Annotated in this window: 18 protein-coding genes; 7 read left to right on the top strand and 11 right to left on the bottom strand. The window is 64.4% G+C overall.

The features are described from left to right. Nucleotides 1-58 precede the first annotated feature (58 nt). From VOI29_RS02860 to tssA, 10 genes are all read right to left on the bottom strand, one after another. The gene (locus tag VOI29_RS02860) at nt 59-259 is read right to left on the bottom strand and encodes a hypothetical protein (protein WP_323775931.1); all 201 of its coding nucleotides are present in this window, start codon (nt 257-259) and stop codon (nt 59-61) included. 35 nt (nt 260-294) lie between these two features. Next, complete coding sequence (gene tssH / locus VOI29_RS02855; RefSeq protein WP_323775930.1) at nt 295-3,018, bottom strand: type VI secretion system ATPase TssH; 2,724 nt, start codon at nt 3,016-3,018, stop codon at nt 295-297. 1 nt (nt 3,019) lies between these two features. Then, nucleotides 3,020-4,075 (bottom strand): type VI secretion system baseplate subunit TssG, encoded by a 1,056-nt coding sequence (gene tssG, locus VOI29_RS02850; RefSeq protein WP_323775929.1) that lies wholly within the window; start codon nt 4,073-4,075, stop codon nt 3,020-3,022. After that, nucleotides 4,039-5,916: a type VI secretion system baseplate subunit TssF gene (gene tssF, locus VOI29_RS02845; RefSeq protein ID WP_323775928.1), complete on the bottom strand. Its 1,878-nt coding sequence runs from the start codon at nt 5,914-5,916 to the stop codon at nt 4,039-4,041. Before tssF ends, tssG begins: the two co-directional genes overlap by 37 nt. A gap of 1 nt (nt 5,917) precedes the next feature. Next, nucleotides 5,918-6,415, bottom strand: coding sequence for a type VI secretion system baseplate subunit TssE (gene tssE / locus VOI29_RS02840; protein ID WP_323775927.1), 498 nt, complete (start codon nt 6,413-6,415; stop codon nt 5,918-5,920). After that, nucleotides 6,408-7,211, bottom strand: a complete 804-nt coding sequence (locus tag VOI29_RS02835; protein ID WP_323775926.1) for a type VI secretion system accessory protein TagJ — start codon at nt 7,209-7,211, stop codon at nt 6,408-6,410. Before VOI29_RS02835 ends, tssE begins: the two co-directional genes overlap by 8 nt. 91 nt (nt 7,212-7,302) lie before the next feature. Then, the gene (locus VOI29_RS02830; protein ID WP_044008849.1) at nt 7,303-7,803 is read right to left on the bottom strand and encodes an Hcp family type VI secretion system effector; all 501 of its coding nucleotides are present in this window, start codon (nt 7,801-7,803) and stop codon (nt 7,303-7,305) included. Between the two features lie 67 nt (nt 7,804-7,870). Continuing rightward, nucleotides 7,871-9,367 (bottom strand): type VI secretion system contractile sheath large subunit, encoded by a 1,497-nt coding sequence (gene tssC / locus VOI29_RS02825; protein WP_323775924.1) that lies wholly within the window; start codon nt 9,365-9,367, stop codon nt 7,871-7,873. Nucleotides 9,368-9,382: 15 nt separating this feature from the next. Then, entirely contained in the window at nt 9,383-9,898 is a 516-nt protein-coding gene (gene tssB, locus VOI29_RS02820; protein ID WP_129373174.1) for a type VI secretion system contractile sheath small subunit, read from the bottom strand. 78 nt (nt 9,899-9,976) lie between these two features. Next, complete coding sequence (tssA, locus tag VOI29_RS02815) at nt 9,977-11,047, bottom strand: type VI secretion system protein TssA (protein ID WP_323775923.1); 1,071 nt, start codon at nt 11,045-11,047, stop codon at nt 9,977-9,979. A gap of 186 nt (nt 11,048-11,233) precedes the next feature. On the opposite strand from tssA, the gene VOI29_RS02810 reads away from it, so the two are divergent. The 6 genes from VOI29_RS02810 (at nt 11,234) to VOI29_RS02785 (ending at nt 15,564) form a co-directional block, all read left to right on the top strand. Next, entirely contained in the window at nt 11,234-12,079 is an 846-nt protein-coding gene (locus VOI29_RS02810) for a hypothetical protein (protein ID WP_323775922.1), read from the top strand. A gap of 64 nt (nt 12,080-12,143) precedes the next feature. Then, on the top strand, nt 12,144-12,563 hold the full coding sequence (locus tag VOI29_RS02805; protein WP_323775921.1) for a hypothetical protein: 420 nt from the start codon (nt 12,144-12,146) through the stop codon (nt 12,561-12,563). Nucleotides 12,564-12,566: 3 nt separating this feature from the next. After that, on the top strand, nt 12,567-13,184 hold the full coding sequence (locus tag VOI29_RS02800; RefSeq protein ID WP_323775920.1) for a MotA/TolQ/ExbB proton channel family protein: 618 nt from the start codon (nt 12,567-12,569) through the stop codon (nt 13,182-13,184). A 15-nt stretch (nt 13,185-13,199) separates the two neighbouring features. Beyond that, the gene (locus tag VOI29_RS02795) at nt 13,200-13,610 is read left to right on the top strand and encodes a biopolymer transporter ExbD (RefSeq protein WP_323775919.1); all 411 of its coding nucleotides are present in this window, start codon (nt 13,200-13,202) and stop codon (nt 13,608-13,610) included. Further along, nucleotides 13,607-14,014 (top strand): biopolymer transporter ExbD, encoded by a 408-nt coding sequence (locus VOI29_RS02790; protein ID WP_323775918.1) that lies wholly within the window; start codon nt 13,607-13,609, stop codon nt 14,012-14,014. Before VOI29_RS02795 ends, VOI29_RS02790 begins: the two co-directional genes overlap by 4 nt. Continuing rightward, nucleotides 14,011-15,564: a DUF4384 domain-containing protein gene (locus VOI29_RS02785; RefSeq protein WP_323775917.1), complete on the top strand. Its 1,554-nt coding sequence runs from the start codon at nt 14,011-14,013 to the stop codon at nt 15,562-15,564. The genes VOI29_RS02790 and VOI29_RS02785 overlap by 4 nt, the downstream gene beginning before the upstream one ends. Nucleotides 15,565-15,981: 417 nt before the next feature. Here the strand turns inward: VOI29_RS02785 and VOI29_RS02780 are convergent, their stop codons facing one another. Then, nucleotides 15,982-17,514, bottom strand: a complete 1,533-nt coding sequence (locus VOI29_RS02780; RefSeq protein ID WP_323775916.1) for a caspase family protein — start codon at nt 17,512-17,514, stop codon at nt 15,982-15,984. Between the two features lie 173 nt (nt 17,515-17,687). On the opposite strand from VOI29_RS02780, the gene VOI29_RS02775 reads away from it, so the two are divergent. Next, complete coding sequence (locus VOI29_RS02775; protein ID WP_323775915.1) at nt 17,688-18,728, top strand: OmpA family protein; 1,041 nt, start codon at nt 17,688-17,690, stop codon at nt 18,726-18,728. The last annotated feature ends 170 nt before the right edge of the window (nt 18,729-18,898 follow it).

Below are 18,898 nucleotides of genomic sequence, written 5' to 3'. Positions count from 1 at the left end.
ACCCGGTCGTTTGCGTCTTGCCGGGCACATTTGGCGCCCGGCGGTCCTTCATCATCCATCAGGCCGCGTCGAACACGGTCCCGTCCAGCGCTTTGCTGGTGATCACCAGCTGAGTCCTCTTGTCCTTGACGGGATGCTTTTCCATCTTCTTGCCGAGCTCGACCACCACCTTGAACGACAGGTCCGGCGGTTCGACCAGCTCCAGCCCGGATACTTTGATGTCCAGGTTCTTCAGGTCCATCTCGACTTGTTTAACCATGGGGCTTCCTTCCCGCATTTTACCCTCAGGCGCGATTAATCAAACGCGTAAGTGAACTCCCCGCCGGTGACCCCAATGGCGACTTTCTGCACTTCTCTGCCCTCCATCAGGCAGCGCAGGAATTCGTTGGAGATATCCGGCAGCATGGTGTTGGTGACGATGGCGTCGATCATCCGGCCGCCGCTGTCCAGCTCTTGGCAGCGGTTGACGATTTCCTCGACCACGGCGTCCGAATATTCGAACGGCACCCCATGTGTTTCCTGCACCCGCTTCTGGATCCGGCCCAGCTGCAGCTTGGTGATCTCCCCGATCATCTCCGGGCTAAGCGGATAATAGGGGATCGCCACCAGACGCCCCAGCAGGGCCGGCGGGAACACTTTGACCAGCGGGTCGCGCAGTGCCTTCGCCATGCCTTCCGGCTCCGGCATCAGGTCCGGGTCGGAACACAGATCCATGATCGTCTCGGTGCCGACATTCGACGTCAGCAGGATCAGCGTGTTCTTGAAGTCGATGATGCGGCCCTCGCCGTCCTCCATCACCCCCTTGTCGAACACCTGGAAGAAGATCTCATGCACATCCGGGTGCGCCTTCTCAACCTCATCCAGCAGCACCACCGAGTAGGGCTTGCGCCGCACCGCCTCGGTCAGCACCCCGCCTTCGCCATAGCCGACATAGCCGGGCGGCGCGCCTTTCAGCGAGCTGACGGTATGGGCCTCCTGGTATTCCGACATGTTGATGGTGATGACGTTCTGCTCACCGCCATACAGCACCTCGGCCAGCGCCAGCGAGGTTTCGGTCTTGCCCACGCCCGAGGTCCCGGCCAGCATGAACACCCCGATCGGCTTGTTCGGGTTATCCAGCCCGGCGCGGCTGGTCTGAATGCGCTTGGCGATCATCTTCATCGCATGATCCTGGCCGATCACCCGTTGCGCCAGGCGTTCCTCCAGATTCAGAATGGTCTCAATCTCATCCTTGACCATGCGGCCCACCGGAATGCCGGTCCAGTCGCCCACCACGCTTGCCACGGCCTGATGATCCACAATCGGCAGGATCAGCGCCGAGTCGCCCTGCAGCGCTTCCAGCTCGGCATTCTTGTCCTTCAGCTGCTGCATCAGCCCGGCGCGTTCGTCCTCCGTCAACGGGCTTCCGACGGCGCCCTCCGTCGCGTCGTCCCCGGCATCAGCCGGCGCATCCACGGGCGCGGCCCCCTCCCGGAGCTTGGCGCGCAGGTCCAGAATGCCCTCGACAACCGCCTTTTCCTTGTCCCAGCGCTCGGTCAGCCCGGCCAGCCTTTTCTCTTCAACTGCCTTTGCCGCCTCCACCGCCTCGCGCCGGTCAGCAACCTCGTAACCCGCCGTTTCATCCCGGCCGATGATCTCCAGTTCGGTGGTCAGCGCCTCAATCCGGCGCTGGCTGTCGTCCACTTCGGCCGGCACCGCATGCTGGCTGACCGCCACGCGGGCACAGGCCGTATCCAGCAGGCTCACCGATTTGTCCGGCAACTGCCGCGCCGGGATGTACCGGGCCGACAGGCTGACAGCAGCCTCGATCCCCTCGTCCAGCACCTGCACCCGGTGATGGCCTTCCAGCATCGAGGCAATGCCGCGCATCATAAGGATCGCCTTCGGAATGTCCGGCTCGTCGATCTTGACCACCTGAAAGCGCCGGGTCAGCGCCGGATCCTTCTCGATGTATTTCTTGTACTCGGCCCAGGTGGTGGCACCGATAGTCCGCAGCGTCCCGCGCGCCAGCGCCGGTTTCAGCAGGTTGGCCGCGTCGCCGGTGCCCGCCGCACCGCCGGCCCCCACCAGCGTGTGGGTCTCATCGACAAACATCACAATCGGCACCGGGCTCGCCTGCACCTCGTCAATCACCTGGCGCAAGCGGTTCTCAAACTCGCCTTTCATGCTGGCGCCGGCCTGCAGCAGGCCCACATCCAGCACCAGCAGCCGCACATCATGCAAGGCAGGCGGCACGTCGCCGCGCGCGATCCGCAGGGCAAAACCCTCGACCACCGCGGTCTTGCCGACCCCGGCCTCGCCGGTCAGGATCGGGTTGTTTTGCCGCCGCCGCATCAGGATGTCGACAATCTGGCGGATCTCCTCATCCCGGCCGACAATCGGGTCGATCTCGCCATTGCGGGCCTGTTCGGTCAAATCGGTGCAGAACTGCTGCAGCGCTTCGCCCTTGCCCATCGCACCCGGCGCCATCGACCCCGAAGCCTCGCCCGGCTCCGCCCCGCCGCCGGTGACGTTGGAGCCGTCTTGTGCCCCCAGCCGTTCCTCGGGCGAGCCATCGGTTGCCTTATCAAAGTTGTCGGCCAGATCATCAGCGCCGATCCTGGCCAGCTCCGGCGACATCGAGGACAGAATGTTGCGCAGCGCCGGAGTCTTCAGCATGCCAAGCAACAGATGGCCGCTGCGCACCTGGCCCGCGGAATACAGCAGCGAGCCCCAGGCCCAGCCGCGTTCCATCGCATCCATCAGGTGGTCCGACAGGTCCGAGATCGTCGAGGCCCCGCGCGGCAGCATATCCAGGGCGCGGGTGAGTTCGGTGGCAATCTTGCCGGCATCCAGATCATAATGCTGGATGATCCGGTGCATGTCGCTGTCCTGCTGCGCCAGCAGCTGATGCATCCAATGCACCAATTCGACATAGGGGTTGCCCCGCATCTTGCAGAACACGGTTGCGCTCTCAACGGCCTGGTATCCCAGCTTGTTCAGCTTGCCAAACAGCGCCACGCGGCTGATCTCGGTCATCCTAAATCCCTCCCTCTACTCGCTCTTCAGCCCCGGCGCCAAATCCAGGGTACAGATATAAATCATTCACGTCCGGCTGGTCCGCGTCCGGATCGGGGCGCGACCGGATCCAGCTGGTATGCCCCAGCCGGGTGCTGCCGCCCAAGGATGCCCGCGGCACCTCGTCGCCCGCCAGCACCAGGTTCACGTCCCAATCCAGAAAATCCCCGGCATAAGAGCGCACAATCGCCCGCAGCCGTTTCAATGGCTCGCCGCCCGGCAAAAGCCGTTCATAATCTTCCAGTTTCAGCGGCCCGATGCGGATCCGGAACTTGGCCGAGCGGCTCCAGACCTTGTCGCCGATGCTGGTGGACTGGCCCAGGCCGCCAGAGCCCAGCTGCCAGCGGTCATCCGGCTCCAGCTCCAGCCAGCTGGCGACAAATTCCTGCAGCTGCACCGGCACCTCAAAAAACGCCGACAGGATCGACACCAGCCCCTCGGCATTCTTGGCACCCTTGGCCAGATGGCCGGCAAAATGCAGCTTGGCGAGATCGGGCATGTCATCCCGGCCGGTGAACTTGAACCCGTTATAGCCGATCAGCGACGACACCTTGCGCGCCATCGGATCGTCCGCCCGGTCAAAGCTGACGGCGGGCGAGCCCTGCCTCCAGGCCCGGTACAGCAGGCTCATCAGCCGGTGTGTCAGCATGTCGGCAAAGGCCACCATCGTCGGGTCGCGGTGGTTCCTTTTGCGGTCGCGGGCGTATTCGGTCAGATGCAGCGGCAACGGCCCCTGCGGCCCGAACAGGCCGAAGAACCGGTTGGTCAGAACGGCAGGTTTCCCCCCCTCAGCCGGCTTGAATGCGGCAATGGTCGAGGGCGGGAACGCCAGTTCCGCCTCCTGCCCCAACCGCAGCTTGTCCTCGCGCGGGCGGCGGCTTTCGCCAAGACGCGGGGCGTCATCGAAATGCGCTTCCAATACCCGCAGGGCCTGAAAAACATGGTGCTTTTCAGGCGCCATGGCCAACCGGCCATACAGGCTCAGATCGTCCGGCCGAGGCCCTTTTCCGGTCGCCATCTGGCAATTTCCCCGCGTTTTTCAGTCTTCAGGACTGTCTCCGTGAATGAGTTGATGCTGGCATAGCCGCGGAAGAACCGCTCCAGAACGGCCCCCAGCACATAGATGTTGCTGCCCTCGAAATAGCTCTCGTCAAAGCCCAGGGTGATCTCCAGCCCGCGCACCGCGGTCGACAGGATCTCGTCGCTCATCCGCCGCACAATGGGCCGTGCGTCCACCGACAGGATCCCCTCCAGCTGCTTTTCCGTCACCCGGTCGCCCAGCGGCGCATAAAGCCCGACCAACTCGCGCAGCGCCTCTGCCGACTGGCCCTTGCCGGTCTCGGCAATCGACACGTAATTCAGGCTGAGGTGCGAAATCAGCCGCCAGGCGGTATCCCCCTGCGCCAGCGTCGGATGCGGGCGGGTCGGCGACACCGGCAGCGTCACTTTGCGCACCGGACCGCCTTCAGGCAGGTGGAATACATCATCATTGCCAGTAGCCAGCAGCATCGGCAGGTCGCGGTTGGTGCACAGCGCGTTGACCGCCAGCTGCTCCAGCCCCGGGGAATAGGGAACCTGCGACCGGTCCACCAGCGTCAGATAGACTTCCGACCCCAGATAAGAGCTGCGCACCCCGCGCAGACGCTCCTTCTCCGAGCGCTGCCGCATCCGCCGTTTGACGGTGTAATAAGCCGGGTGGCTTTCGCCCGCAGCGGTAAAATCATTGGCGGAATAGAACGGGCGGAAGATCACGTCGTCCTCCCCCTCGCCGCTGATCCCGACCACGCTGTTCAGCCCGTAGATCTCAAAATCCAGACCCGCGGTGCGGTTCGGGATCACATGGTGTTCGGTATCGATCGGCGCAATCCGCACCCGGTCGCAGCGCTTTTCAAACAGGTTCACGGCCGGCACCGTGTTCAGCTTGAACACTTCCGGCATAATGATCGGGGCAATCTCCGGCATACCCTCCCGCAGCAGGATGTACAGATCAACCTCGTTGCCCGCGGATTTCTTCAACCCCGCCTGCAGCCCCTGCAGTTCCACAAACCGGAACCGCTCCGGCATTGCAAAATACTCCTGCAACAGCCTGTAGCCGTCATAGACCCGGCGCGGCTGCGGCAGCAGCGCCTCCTCCGGACTGAACCCCTTTTGCACCACTTTGGCCCCGCGCAGCGGCAGCTGCCAGTCCGCCCGCCGGTCGGTGGAGCGCGCGACGATCCCCTGCACCTGAGTGCACAGCAGCTCCAGCAATGGCCAGCTGTTGCCCGCCTCGCTAGTCAGATACAGGGCCAGATCATCCATCCCCAGTTTGCTGATCGGATCGCCGTCAATCCGCTTGATCCGCAGCCGGATGCCGGCGCGGGCATCATATCCCGCGGCAACCCCCGCCGCGACCAGCTCGCCGCGGCCGTCGATATACTGCGCCTCGGTGATCTGGATCGGCCACATCGTCAGATCGGCAGAGGTGCGGAATTCGCACGGCGTCTGTTCGCCCTCGGTCAGCCGCGACCGCAGGGTCGATCCCCGCTTCAGCACATAGCCGCTTTTGACCGCCGAATTCGCCACATCCGGCTCAAACGATGCAATCATCATCGACGGCGTCGGCGCCAGGTAATGCGGATAGATGATTTCCAGCAGGTTCGACGTGAAATTCGGATACTGCAGCTCCAGCTCCAGCTGGACGCGGGCGGTCAGAAAAGCGGCCCCCTCCAGCAGCCGTTCCACATAGGGATCAAGAACCTCGACCCCTTCCATTCCCAGCCGGGCGGCGATCTTGGGATAGGCGGCAGCAAACTCGCCGCCCATGTCGCGCAAATAGTTCAGCTCATTCTCGTAATGGGTCAGCAGCCGTGTATCCATCTTACATGGCCCTTTCCATTTCCACTTCGCCGGTGGTCAGATCGACCTTGCTGCGCAAATACAGCTCCAGCGGCATCGGCTGCGCCCACATATCGGCACGGATTTCCAGCCCCACGGTCATCTCGGTGGCATCAGTGCCTTCCTGCAGCTGCACATCCACCGACCCTTCGATGATCCGCGGCTCATATGTGGCAATCGCCTGTTTGATCGACCGGCGGATCGATTCGGCCTTTTCACTGGTCGAGGCTTCGCCCGCCACTTCGATCAGCCCGTAGTTCAGCACCGAAGCCGAGACCGACGGGTATCTCCGGGCATCGAAATGGCTTTCCACATTCTGCGTGTTCAGCAGCCAGGACAAATCGCGCTGAATGATGTCCCGCAAGCGCGAAAGATCGATCACCCGGCTCTCGCGGGTTTCCTTCAGATCGCCAGGTGCATTGTCTGTCAGGCGGTCCAGCAGCGATGGCTGCAGGCGCTCGGCCAGTGTTTTATCAGCCATTCTCTACGTCATGCCCATCCATCCGGAGTGTGCGCACATCCATGATGGCAATATCTTCATCGCCAATCGTCAGCAGCCGCTGGCCAAGGCCGGTATAGGTGTCCGCCCCGGCATCCTCCCACACGGTGGCGCGGGCCAGCATCGACAGCCCGTCGGCTTTCTCAGAGCCCGGATACCGCGTCGGGATCATTGCCGCCACCGAACCGCCGCCCGCCAGGGTCAGCGTGCCGGCGGTCCAGACCGCATCGCGCAAATCGCTCGGCTCCTCGGCCTCGAAAGAAACGATCTGCGCAAACGGCAGCCAGTAGTATTTGCCGTTCACCACAGTTTCCAGCACCGGGCCCAGCCGCATATCGGCATCGGCGATCCAGTCGAATGCCTTGCCGTTGATCTGGCCGGGGCTGGCCGGCGCCGCATCAAACGCCTTCGCGCGCAGCTCGGCGGCTTCCTTGGGATTGCCCTGCGCCAGCAGTTTCTGCGCCTCGATCAGATGCGCCAGCCATTCCTCCGGCTCGCCCAGGATCAGCGGCGCCTTTTCACCGGCAAAAACCTTCTCGCGGTACACTTCGCAAATGATCGCCTCGCGGTAGGCCTGCGCCATCACCGTGGCGCCTTCATCCAAACCCGCCGCCGCCTTCAGCTGGGCAATCGCCCGGTTCCAGTCGCCCAGCACGCACAGCAGCTGAAACAGAAAAACCCGCAGCTTGGCATTGCTCGCATCACCCCGGATCTTTTGCTGCAGCGCCTCCAGCGCCGCCCTGGGATCACCAGCTTTCAAATGCTCTTCGGGTGTCATCGGGGTCTACTCCGCAACTAGGGTGGAGGCTGCAAATACGCCGGGAAAAACAGACCCCGGGCGCAAATACGCCCGGGGCCGGCCAATGGTTTTACTCGACCTTGCCGGTCTGAACGTTCCACTTGAAGGTGCCTTCCGTGGTCAGCTTACCGGTTTTCTGGTTGGTCGATTTGTACTCATGCTCGATCGACGCATAAGCCAGCGACCAGGTCTCTTCCGGGATCCCGTCCTCGCTAGCCGAGATCGAGTAGCTGTCGACAACCACGTCTTTCATCTTCCAGACCGAATAGACCAGCAGGCCTGCGCTGGCGCTGTCGCCCGAACGGCACCAGTGCATGATGATTTCCGGCCGCACGGTGCCATTGGCCACCGACAGCGCCAGGCCGTTCGACGCTTTGCCCATCTGCGACGTCAGCTCAATCTTGCCGAAGTTGGAGTTTGCATGCATCCGCTGGGTCGAGCCCAGATCGGTCATTTCAACGGCACGCTCGACGTTCCAGCTTGCGGACTGGATGACAATCCATTTCTTGTGCTGTTCCTCGGTGGCGTCACCCTCGACATCCGAAATTTGCACAAACATGTTAGCAGCCATTTTTCTATCCTTTCAATAACTAAGATCTCTACTGCACTATGATCGTTTGAGGCTGGGGAGTGGAAAATCAGCCTCCCTTTTCCGAGGGCAGTTTGGATACCAGCCGCAGCGAGACAGAAAGCCCCTCAAGCTGGTAATGCGGGCGCAGGAAGAATTTTGAGGTATAATACCCCGGGTTGCCCTCGACCTCTTCCACAACCACTTCGGCGGCGGCCAGAGGTTTGCGCGCCTTCTCGTTCTCCGAAGAGATATCCGCGTTAAAATCAACATAGTTGTTGATCCAGTCCTGCAGCCAGGACTCCATGTCCTGACGGCTTTTGAACGAGCCGACCTTGTCCCGCACCATGCACTTGAGATAGTGCGCAAACCGGCATGTGGCGAACAGATACGGCAGCCGCGCCCCCAGATTGGCGTTGGCGGTGGCATCCGGATCGTCATATTCGGCCGGTTTGTGCAGCGATTGCGCCCCCATGAAGGTGGCCACATCGGTGTTCTTACGGTGCAAGAGCGGCATCATGCCGTTCTTCGCCAGTTCCGCCTCGCGCCGGTCGTCGATGGCAATTTCGGTCGGGCACTTCTGATCGACGCCGCCATCGGTGGTCGGGAAGGTGTGCGAGGGCAGGTTTTCCAGCGTGCCGCCGCTTTCCACGCCGCGGATCCGCGAGCACCAGCCGTACATCTTGAACGAGCGGGTGATGTTCACCGCCATGCCATAGGCCGCGTTGACCCAGCCGTATTTGTCGCTGGTGGCGCCTGCGGTGTCTTCTTCAAAGGCAAACTCGTCAACCGGGTCGGTCTTCGAGCCATAGGGCAGACGGCCCAGGAACCGCGGCATCGCCAAGCCGACGTATTTGGCATCCTCGCTGTCGCGCAGGGACCGCCAGGCGGCATATTCCGGGGTCTGGAAAATCTTGGTCAGATCGCGCGGGTTCGACAGTTCCGACCAGCTGTCCATCTGGAACAGGGTCGGCTTGGCGCCGGTGATCAGCGGCGCATGCGCGGCCGCGGCGATCTTGGACATCTCGCCCAGCAGTTCGATGTCCGGCGGCGAGTGGTCGAAATGATAATCCGCCACCAGCGAGCCGTAGGGCTCGCCGCCCAGCTGGCTGAATTCCTCGGTGTAGATCTTCTTGAACAGCGGCGACTGGTCCCAGGCGGTGCCCTTGAATTTCTTCAGGGTCTTGGACATCTCCTTCTTGGTGATCGGCATCACCCGGATTTTCAGCTGCTCATCGGTCTCGGTGTTGTTGACCAGATAATGCAGACCGCGCCAAGCGCTTTCCAGTTGCTGGAATTCCTCGTTGTGCAGGATCAGATTGACTTGCTCGGTCAGCTTCGCATCGATCGCCGACACAATGCTCTCGATGGAACGCAGCGCATCGTCGGACACCAGCGCGGTGTTTGCCAGCGCCTGCTCAGCCAGGGTTTTGACGGCGCTTTCAACAGCCGTCTTGGCCTGATCCGACTTGGGGCGGAATTCCTTTTGCAGCAGGCTCGCGAATTCGGCCGAGCCAAAGGCGGATTCGCCGGCAGCGGCTTCCGCCTGGAGTTCTTCTTCAGCCATCTTCGTCCTCCCCTCTTATTCTTCGCTCTCGGCGTCGCCGCCGGGTTTCGGCTGCGCGGCCAACGTCTTCAGCAGGCTCGGGTCCTGGATGATCTTCGAGATCAGATCCTCGGCGCCGGTCTTGCCGTCCATATAGGTCATCAGATTTGACAGCTGGGTGCGCGCCTCCAGCAGCTCGCGCAGCGGCTCCACCTTGGCGGCAATTGCGGCGGGCTTGAAATCGTCCATGCTCTCAAAGGTGATGTCGACCGCCAGATTGCCTTCGCCGGTCAGCGTGTTGGGCACGGTGAAGGCGGCGCGCGGCGCCATCGACTTCATCCGGTCATCGAAGTTGTCGACGTCGATTTCCAGGAACTTGCGGTCCGCAACCGCGGGCTGCTCCACTTCGGATTTACCCGCCAGGTCGCTCATCACGCCCATCACAAACGGCAGCTGCACTTTCTTCTCAGCGCCGTACAGCTCCACGTCATATTCGATCTGGACCCTTGGTGCCCGGTTGCGGGCAATGAATTTCTGTGAACTTCCGGCCATCTAGGTCTCCTTACTCGTCTTGCTTTCACGGCGGCCGCGGCGCCGTGCAGCGCGGCAGGCCCCGTGTCAGTCGCCGTGTCAGTCGTCGTCGTCTTCGATCCCGCCGATCAGGTGGACATTCTCCACCCCCTGCGGGGCCATGTCATTCATAATGGTGAGGAAGTCGGCCCCCACCAGTTTCTTCGCCCGCTCCAGCAGGATCGGCAGCGGGCTCGACGGCTCCCGCCGCCGGTAATAGGCAATGATCCGGTCCAGCGCGCTGGACACATCCGCCGGCGAATTGATCACCCCCGGCGCTGCCGCCGCGGCAGTCCCGCCAGCAGCCGGTGCGGCCTCTCCGGCGTCGTCAGCCGCTGCATCCTCTGCAGCGCTGTCATCGCCGGCCTCTTCCTCAGCGCTCATGTTGGCGTAGGCACGGATGCGCTTGGCGATCTGCTGCAGCAGCTTGATCAGCGTGCTCAGATCCGGGCCTTGCCCCGGTGTCTGCTCATCGAACACCGCCGAGATCGCCCGGACATTCTCTTCCGCCGACACGATTGCCGCAAGCCTTGCCGCCACGATTTCTTCGTCGCTGTCCTGAAAAGCGGCGCCGATGGTCGCCGTGTCGGGAATATGCTCCATGCTTTCGGGGGCGGTCATCACCCCTTCGGCGATCTCGATGTCGCGCAGGCAGAAGCGGCCGAAACCGCGGCTTTCGGACAGCGGCGCCCGGCGCAGCGAGCGGTACAGCGGCGATGGCCCCGCCATTCCGTCCGGCTGGCCGCACAGATCCTGCACCGCGTTGATCCGCATGGTCGGGTCGCCGTCGTCCTCATCCAGCTCCGGGTGGCAGCTCTCCCAGAAGCCCTCCAGGCAGCCGCGGATATAGGCCGTCGCATCGGCAAAACCGGTCAGCCCTTCGGACTGCAGCAGTGCATCGGCCAGGAACACTGCGGCCCGCAGATCATGGCTGCGCTCCAGCACCTCCAGGGCTTTCTTTTGAACTTCGCGGTAATCCGGATCCGTGGCTTCGATCGTCTCGTTGCCCACAACCGACTCTTCCCCCGGCTGGGCGGCCAGCTCCATCTCTGTGAAGGCTGGATCGTATTCGAGGTTCTCGCCGCTGGGCGCGTCGTCCCCTTTGGATTGCAGTAATGCTGCCGGATCCATTGTCTCGCTTGCCCCCCGCTATTTTTCCGGTTCTGCGGCTCTATTGACTTAACGTCAAGCAGCCCCCACCCTTTTCGGGCCTGGTGGTTAAGGCTGCCCTAATCTGAAACTAAAACTTGACCCCAAGTGAGCCTTATCGGCATCCTAAAGTCAAATGTTTTCACAGCTTTTTGCGGCGGGCGAATAATGAGTATTGAGCGCATTTCCGGCAAGGAAGTCAAAGCGATGGTTCGCGAGGGCTGCAAGAAACGGATGAGTTTCGCCTTCTGTCTGGACCAGGCCAAAGACCCGCTGCTGATGATCCAGCCGGGCAAGAAACCGGAAACCCTGAAGACCCCGATGAAGAAGGAGGGCGGCGGCCCGCCGATGGCCTGGGGCACCTATGTGGTGCGCTCCGGCGAGATGGAAATGACCTGCGAAAGCGCGCCGCAGCGGATGGTCACCGAGCTGAAGACTTTCCTCCGGCGCAACAAACCCCAGGTCAACGTGCTGTTCTATGATGACGGCGGCAACCTGCTGGACAGTCTCAAACCGGAAAAGGCCGAGGGCCAGGCGGCCGGGGAAGAGGCAGCCGATATCTCCGCCTCCGGCATCGACCCCCAGGCCATCGCACCGCTCAAGCGCCGCCTGAAACGCATCCAGCCGCGTATCGGCCTGGCCCCCGGCCCGCTGGAGCTGAAACTCAAACGCGCGCTCGCCAGATCCGTCAGCCTGATCAACGACGGCCGCCTGCAAGAGGCCGAGACCATGGTCGTGGTGATCGAACGCGCCGTCGCCCGCATCGGCCAGGACCGCGAGGATGAGGCCAAATCGATGAAACGCGGCCAGCGCGAGATGGACCAGCGCAGCTTGGGCGCCCAGGTCAAGCGCGCGCAATCCTTGCAGGCCAATGTCGCCCGCGCGCCGGGCGAGGTCCGCGATCGTCTCGGCCGCGCCCTGCATGTGGCCGCCCGGCATCTGAAACGCCGCGATCTCGACTCGGCCCGCGACGCCATGGACAAGATCGAAAAGGCGCTGACCGCCCTGGTCTGACCGCGAAACAGCCCGGCCCGCAGCGGTTGCGGGCTGGGCATCCCACCGGAACCCGGAGACAGTGATGCCCCTGAAACGCCTGCTGACTGCCCTCACCCTGATCTGCCTGCCGCTCACCGCCGCGGCTGAGACCGGTCCGCTGCGGGTTGAGCTGAACAAGACCGAGGAGATCGAAGGCGGCGGCTGCCGCGCCTTCTTCCTGTTCCGCAACCAGACCGGCAAAAGCTTCGAAGGGTTTGAAATGTCGCTCGCCATCCTCGACGGCCAGGGGGTGATCGACCGGCTGCTGTCGATCGACGCCGCCCCCCTGCCCGTCCAGCGCACCACTCTGAAACTCTTTGAAATCCCCGAACTCAACTGCAGCAACATCTCGGAAATCCTGCTGCACGACATCACCTCCTGCCAGCCCCAGAACCAGGACCAGATCGACTGTTTCCCGTTTCTGGAGCTTGGCTCCCGCGCTGCCGCGCCGCTGGTGAAATAGGCCATGAGCGGCACCTGGGAAATCTTCGGCACCGGCGGACCGGTGATTGCGCTGCTGGCGCTGATGTCACTGCTGTCGCTGACGGTGATTGCGGTGAAGCTGATCCAGCTCTGGCCGGTCCGCTCCGGCCGGGCCGCCCGCGAACAGGCCTTGGCGCTCTGGAGAAGCGGCGACCGCAAGCAGGCGCAGGACAGTGTCGCAGGCGGCAAATCCCCGGCGGACCGGGTGATGCGCTATGCCATGCAGGCCTTGCAGGAAGGTCTGCGCGGGCCCCTTCTGCAAGACGAGCTCACCCGCCGCGGCAATGAGGAAGTGAGCCGGATGAACGCCTTGATCCGCCTGCTGGAGCTGATCGCCATGGTTTCACCTCTGCTCGGCCTCCTCGGCACTGTGCTCGGCATGATCCAATCCTTCCAGGAGCTGGAACTGGCGCAGGGCGCCGCCAATGCCTCGGTGCTTGCGGGCGGCATCTGGCAGGCGCTGCTGACCACCGCCGCGGGCCTTCTGGTTGCCATCCCCGCCGCCGTTGCCGCCGGGCTGTTTGCCGCCCGCATCGACGCCGCCGCCCAGGCCATCGAAAGCGCCGCCGGCCGCCTGCTGCTGATCGACGGGTCGCGCTGACACGGGAGAGCTGCCATGAGGATCCACCGGCCCGCCCGCCCCCGCGCCCTGATTTCGCTGGTGCCGATGATCGATGTCATGCTGATCCTCCTGGTGTTCTTCATGGTGACCTCCACCTATCTGAACCTCGACATGATCCCGGCGGTGAAACCCTCCGAAGGCCCGGCCGCCAGCCCCCGGACACCAGCGAAAACCCTGATGATCCGCCTCGGCGCCGATGGCGTGCCCGTCCTGCGCGGCACGGCGCTGACCACAGAAACCCTGCACGCCGCCCTCTCCGCCGCGGTGGCCGATGCCCCCCTGACCCAGGTGGTGATCCTGCCCTCCGGCGCCGCCCGGACCCAGGCCCTGATTACGGTGATGGACAGCGCAGCACTTGCCGGCGTCACCCGTCTGCGCGTGCTGCGGCTGGAGGCGGCGCCATGAAACTCAACCGCCCCGCCCGCAGCCCCCATTCGGAAACCATCATCGCCCTGATCGACGTGGTGTTTTTCCTGCTGGTGTTCTTCATGCTGATCGGCCGGATGGACGCCACCGCGCCGTTTGATGTCCGCCCCGCCACCGCCGTCACCGGCCGCGACATGCCCGCGGGCGGCATCACCCTGGCCATTTCCGCCAGCGGCGATCTGGCCCTCGACGGCGATGCCATCCCCCGCGAGGCCCTCTCCCCTGCCCTCTCCGCCCTCTTGGCAGAAGACCCGGAGCTGCGCCTGCGCATCAACGCCCACCGCGCAGCTGAATTGCGCCGGGTGCTGCCGCTGGTGGCCCAGGGCGAGGCGCTGGGGTTCAAGGACGTGGTGCTGGTGGTCACACCGGAAACCGAAGGATGATGCGGGCCCCTGCCATATGGGCGCTGGGTCTTGCGACCTCGGCGCTGGTCCACGCCGCGGGCGCTGGCGCGCTGCTGATCTCGCTCACCCCCGACCCGGTGCCGCAGCAGCCCAACCCGGAAAGCCGCCTCAACCTGCAGGCCCACCGCATCCCCCGCTCCGAGGCCGTGGCGCAGGCGCCCGAAGGCGAACAAGCCCCTGAAAGCGAAGCGCAAACGCAGGGTCTTGATGCCGGTGCCATCCCCCAGTCGCAGGCCCGGCCGCAAGCACCCGCAGCGGACCGCCTCACATCCGCCGCGCCTGCGGCGGCAAACCTTGCTCCCTCAACGGCACAGGCTCCTGCAGCTGCCCCGGTCCGGACCGCCGGAAACAGGCTCGCCAGCACCGCTGTCCCGGCCGTCAGCCTGGCCGGCTCCCGCCCGGCCCCGCAGCAGGCCAATTCCGCTGAGCTGCCCTCCGCAACTGCGGCACCTGCCCCAGCAGCCTTTCAACCGGCGGTGCCCGCGGCACCCGCGCCCATCCTGCTGGCCGCAGCGCAGGATCCGGGCGTCCGGCTTCCGGATACCGCTGCCACGCTGACCGCCGCCGCTGCCGTCCCCCCCGGTGCCGCGGCCCTGCCGCAAGCCGCTCCCGCCAGCCAGCCCAGCCCCGAGGCACAGCCCGAAGCCGCCCCGCTGGCCGTCGCCGCGCCCAATCCGCAACACACTCCGGCCGCCGTCCCCGATGCCCCCCGCATCAAGGCCGCGCTGGCCTTCCAGGGCGGCTTCGGCGATATCGACCCGGTCTCCCTCGCCGCGTTTCAGGCCTTCGTGCAACCCGGCGATGCGATGGCCGAAGGCGCCCCCCTGCGCGATGGGGTTGCCGGTATCCTCGCTGCTGTGCCCTGTTCCCGCCTGCAGGCCGCCTTTACCCCCGAAACCGCCACGCTGGAGGTGCGCGGCCACCTGCCCGAGGACGGGCTTCGCCGCCCCGTCCTGGCCGCACTTCAGGCCCGGATGGGGGCCGATATCACGGTCTCGGATCAGATGCGCCTGCTGCCGCGCCCGCAATGCGGCGCGCTGGCGGGGATTGCAGGTGTCGGCCTGCCGCAAAGCACCGACCAGATCACCAATCCGCTGCTGGTCGGCGCCGATGCCCATGCCCGGGTGCTCGACTATTCTGGCGGCGAACGGTTGTTTTTCGACCTCACCGCGCCGGACTACCCGGCCTATGTCTATGTGGATTATTTCGACGCCGGCGGCGCAGTGCTGCATCTCGCGCCGAACGCGCAGGCGCCGCTTGACAAGACCGCCCCCAAAAGCGCCCTGCGTGTCGGCGCCAGAGAGGCCGGCGATCCCGGTCTGCAAATCACTGTCGGCCCGCCCTACGGCCAGGAAATCGCCGTCGCTTTTGCCGCCTCGCACCCGCTTTATGCGGATCTCCGTCCGCTCAGCGAACCCGCGGCCCCCTACCTTGAGTTCCTGCGCGTCCAAGTTGCACAGGCCCGCGCCGAACACCCTGATTTCAAAGGCGAATGGGTCTATTTCCTGATCACCACCCATGCTCCGTGACCAACTGACTGAAAGCGCAGAACTCCCGCGCCCGCAGACCCGCGGCTTGTGCCGCCAGGCCTTGGCGGCCTTGGGCCGGGCGCTGCGCCGACGCGCAGCGCGCTCCCCCGCCCTTTACGGGATCAATGGCTGCGCCGGCAGCCGCGCGGCACGCGTGGTTCACCCTTGAGGCCGCAAAGGGCGGATTAGCCTCGGCATGGCGCCTTGAGGGCAGAACTGCCGTTAACCGCTTCTCAGCCAATGACCCCGCAAATGCTGCTTCGCGAAAGGTCTGCTTTTCCAAAGGTGGAACCCAGCGCTGTGCCCAGCACAGCGCCGCGCCCAACGGCAGAGGTGCATTTTCAAATGCACCGCAGCAGGCGGGAGCCCTCCCTGCCCTGTTTCAGCCCAGCCCTGTTGCAGCAGCCCCTCAGCCGGTCACTGGCAACCGCCCGCCGCCCAGCTTTTCAGCGTCTGTTTCAAAACCCCGCCAAACGGATGCTGCTTGCCCAGCGAGCGCTGCATGTTGAGGCTCAGATAGGTGTTGCCCTGGGTGCAGAGCCGGTCCCGCGTCCACTGGTGGCAGGCACTGCAGGTTTGATCCTTCCAATAACTCTCCGGCAGGCCTTCAATGGGCGGAAACACGGGCGAGCGGGTCACCGCCTCGGCCAGGGTCAGCCCGGCAATCTGCGGCATCTCCGACTGCATCGGGCTGGCATAGGTGACCGGCCCCGCCTCCGCCAGCGCCGCCGGCGCGGGATCCGGCTGCAGCGCCGCCGGGGCCGCCTCATCGCCAGCCGCCGGGTCCTGGCTTGCGCCGGCTTTCACCGCCGCCGCTTCCGCCGCCGCTATCCCGGCAAACTGCCCCTCCGGATAGGCCATCAGATAAGCCTCATACGCCGCCTGGCTGCCATCGTCCTGCGCGGCCTGGAACATCGCCGTTTCCGCGTCCGCAGCGGCCGGTGCGGGAGCCGCCGCCGGCGCTGACGCAACCGGGGCGGTTGCAACCGGCGCTGCCGCAACCGCCGCCCCGCCCTGCAATTCTTCCGCCATCAGTTCAGACAGCAGCCCCCGCGCCTCATCGGCGTATTTACCATCGCCGTAGCCGCGCAGGTACAGCATGATCTGCATCGCATCCCGCGACGCCTGAACCGACTGCCAGAACTGCGCCTCCTGCAGTTCCGCAGCGCTCATCACCTGTTCAGGCTCGGCTGGCAGGAACACAAAATCACTCACCAGCGAGGAGGTGTCCCACGGCGTCTGGCCGCCGCCGCTCAGGTCCAGAACCGCCCGGCGCACCTGCTTGAACACCTGTTCCACAGGCCGCCCCGGCACCGTGATCTCGCGCGCCAGCGCCTCGGTAAAGGGGCTGTTCGCCCCCTCGCCGTCCAGCGCCACTCCGCCCGGCGCCGTGGCATAGGCCAGAAAGGTGCCGGTCGGCGCCTTCATCTCTGCCAGGCCGGTTTCATTCAGGTCGGCAATGTCTTTGAACGGGTTGTTGCGGCAGGCGTCCAGGATCACAAGATTGGTGCGGTTCCTGGCCGAGGCCATCTGCCGCAGAACCGACTGCGCCTCCACCGCCATCAGATCCAGATCGGCCGCATCCGCCAGCGCCACATCCACTGGCAGCAGATAGTTGCTGCCAAAGCTCTGCACCCCGTGGCCGGCATAGTAAAACAGACCGGTTGCGTCCTCTCCGGCGCCGCGCAGCTTGCGTCCGAACTGGCCGATGGCGCGCTTCATTTCAATCTGCCTGGCATCCGCGGCAAGCGTCACCTCAAAGCCCAGGCGCTCCAGCGTCTCTGCGATCAGCCGGGCGTCGCGCACCGGATTGTCCAACGGCGGCACCGCACCGTAAGCCGAATTGCCGATCACCAGCGCCAGCCGTTCTTCGGACAGCACCTTGCCCCCCCAGCAAGCCGCCGCAACAGCCAGCACCACCAGCCGGACCCAGATCATCAAACCACGCACGCATCTGCTCCAATTCTCGCCCCGCAGGGCAGCTTCGCAATTCTTAAGGGTATTTGGTTACGAAACTATCGTGCCCTTGCGCCCGGCAGCAAGTGTGCTGTTAGTCTGGGCCCGTCTCTTTCGTCCCTGCCTGCTGGCGGGAATTTCACGTTGGCAACCCGAAAGGATCGCGCATGATACGTATAACTCTTTTATTTTTAACAGTTTTCTCATTTCTCATCCGCCCGGCCCTGGCCGCCGGCCCGTTTGAGCACGGCTGGCAGCTCAACCCTGACTCCTCTGCCATCCGCTTTATATCGATCAAAAAGGGCAGCATTGCGGAATCCAGCCGCTTTGCCGCCTTCTCCGGCAGCATCTCCGGCCAGGGCGAGGCCAAGATCCACATCGCGCTTGATTCCGTCGATACCTCCATCGACCTGCGCAACGTTCGAATGCGGTTCCTGTTCTTTGAAACCTTCACCTACCCCGAGGCGGTGGTCACCGCCCGGATCGACCCGGCGCAGATCGCCGATCTTGCTGCAGTGCAGCGTAAACAGATCGAGCTGCCGGTCACCGTGTCGCTGCATGGGGTCACGGCAGATCTGACCGTACCGGTAGCGGTAACACTGCTCGGCACCGACCGCGTCGCCGTTGCCACCGTGCAGCCGGTCATCCTCAAGCTTGAGGCGTTCAAGCTGAACCCCGGCCGCGAAAAGCTGGAGGAAGCCGCGGGCGTCACCATAACCCCTGTCGGGCTGGTCAGCATGGATCTGATGTTTGACCGCACCGCCCCGGGCAGCGCCTCTGTCCCCGCGGGGACAGCCGCCGCCGGGGCCGCCACTGCGCTGGAATCCAGCGGCGACTTCAGCCGCGAGGCCTGTGCCGGACGGTTCGAAATCCTGTCGCAAGGCCGCAGCGTGAATTTTGCGCCCTCCACCGCCCGGCTTGATGCCAGTTCCCGCGACTTTCTCAACAGTCTCTCGGATATCATCCGCCGCTGCCCCGGCATGGTCGTCGAGGTCGGCGGCCACACCGACAGCCAGGGCAAAGCCGCCTGGAACATGCAGCTGAGCGAAAAACGCGCAGCGGCGGTCAACGGGTATCTGCAGGAAACCGGCATTCCGGCCGCACGGCTGGTGGCCGTTGGATACGGTGAAACCACACCGCTGGTGCCCAACAATACGGCGCAGAACCGGGCGAAGAACCGCCGGATTGAGTTCAAGATCCTGAACTGACCCGCCCTTCAGATCGAAAATCGCCGGCTGTCCCCGCGGGGACAGCACCGGAAAACCCAAAGGCCCGGCACCTCTGCCGGGCCTCTTTTTCCCACTCCCGCCCTGTCGCTGCCTGCGGCCCTTCCTCTGTCCCCGCGGGGACACTGCGGGCTTTCGGCCTGCCGCGGCGG

The sequence above is a fragment of the Leisingera sp. genome, assembly GCF_034669605.1.
Classification (GTDB): Bacteria; Pseudomonadota; Alphaproteobacteria; order Rhodobacterales; family Rhodobacteraceae; genus Leisingera.
This window is presented reverse-complemented; position numbering and strand designations above follow the sequence as displayed.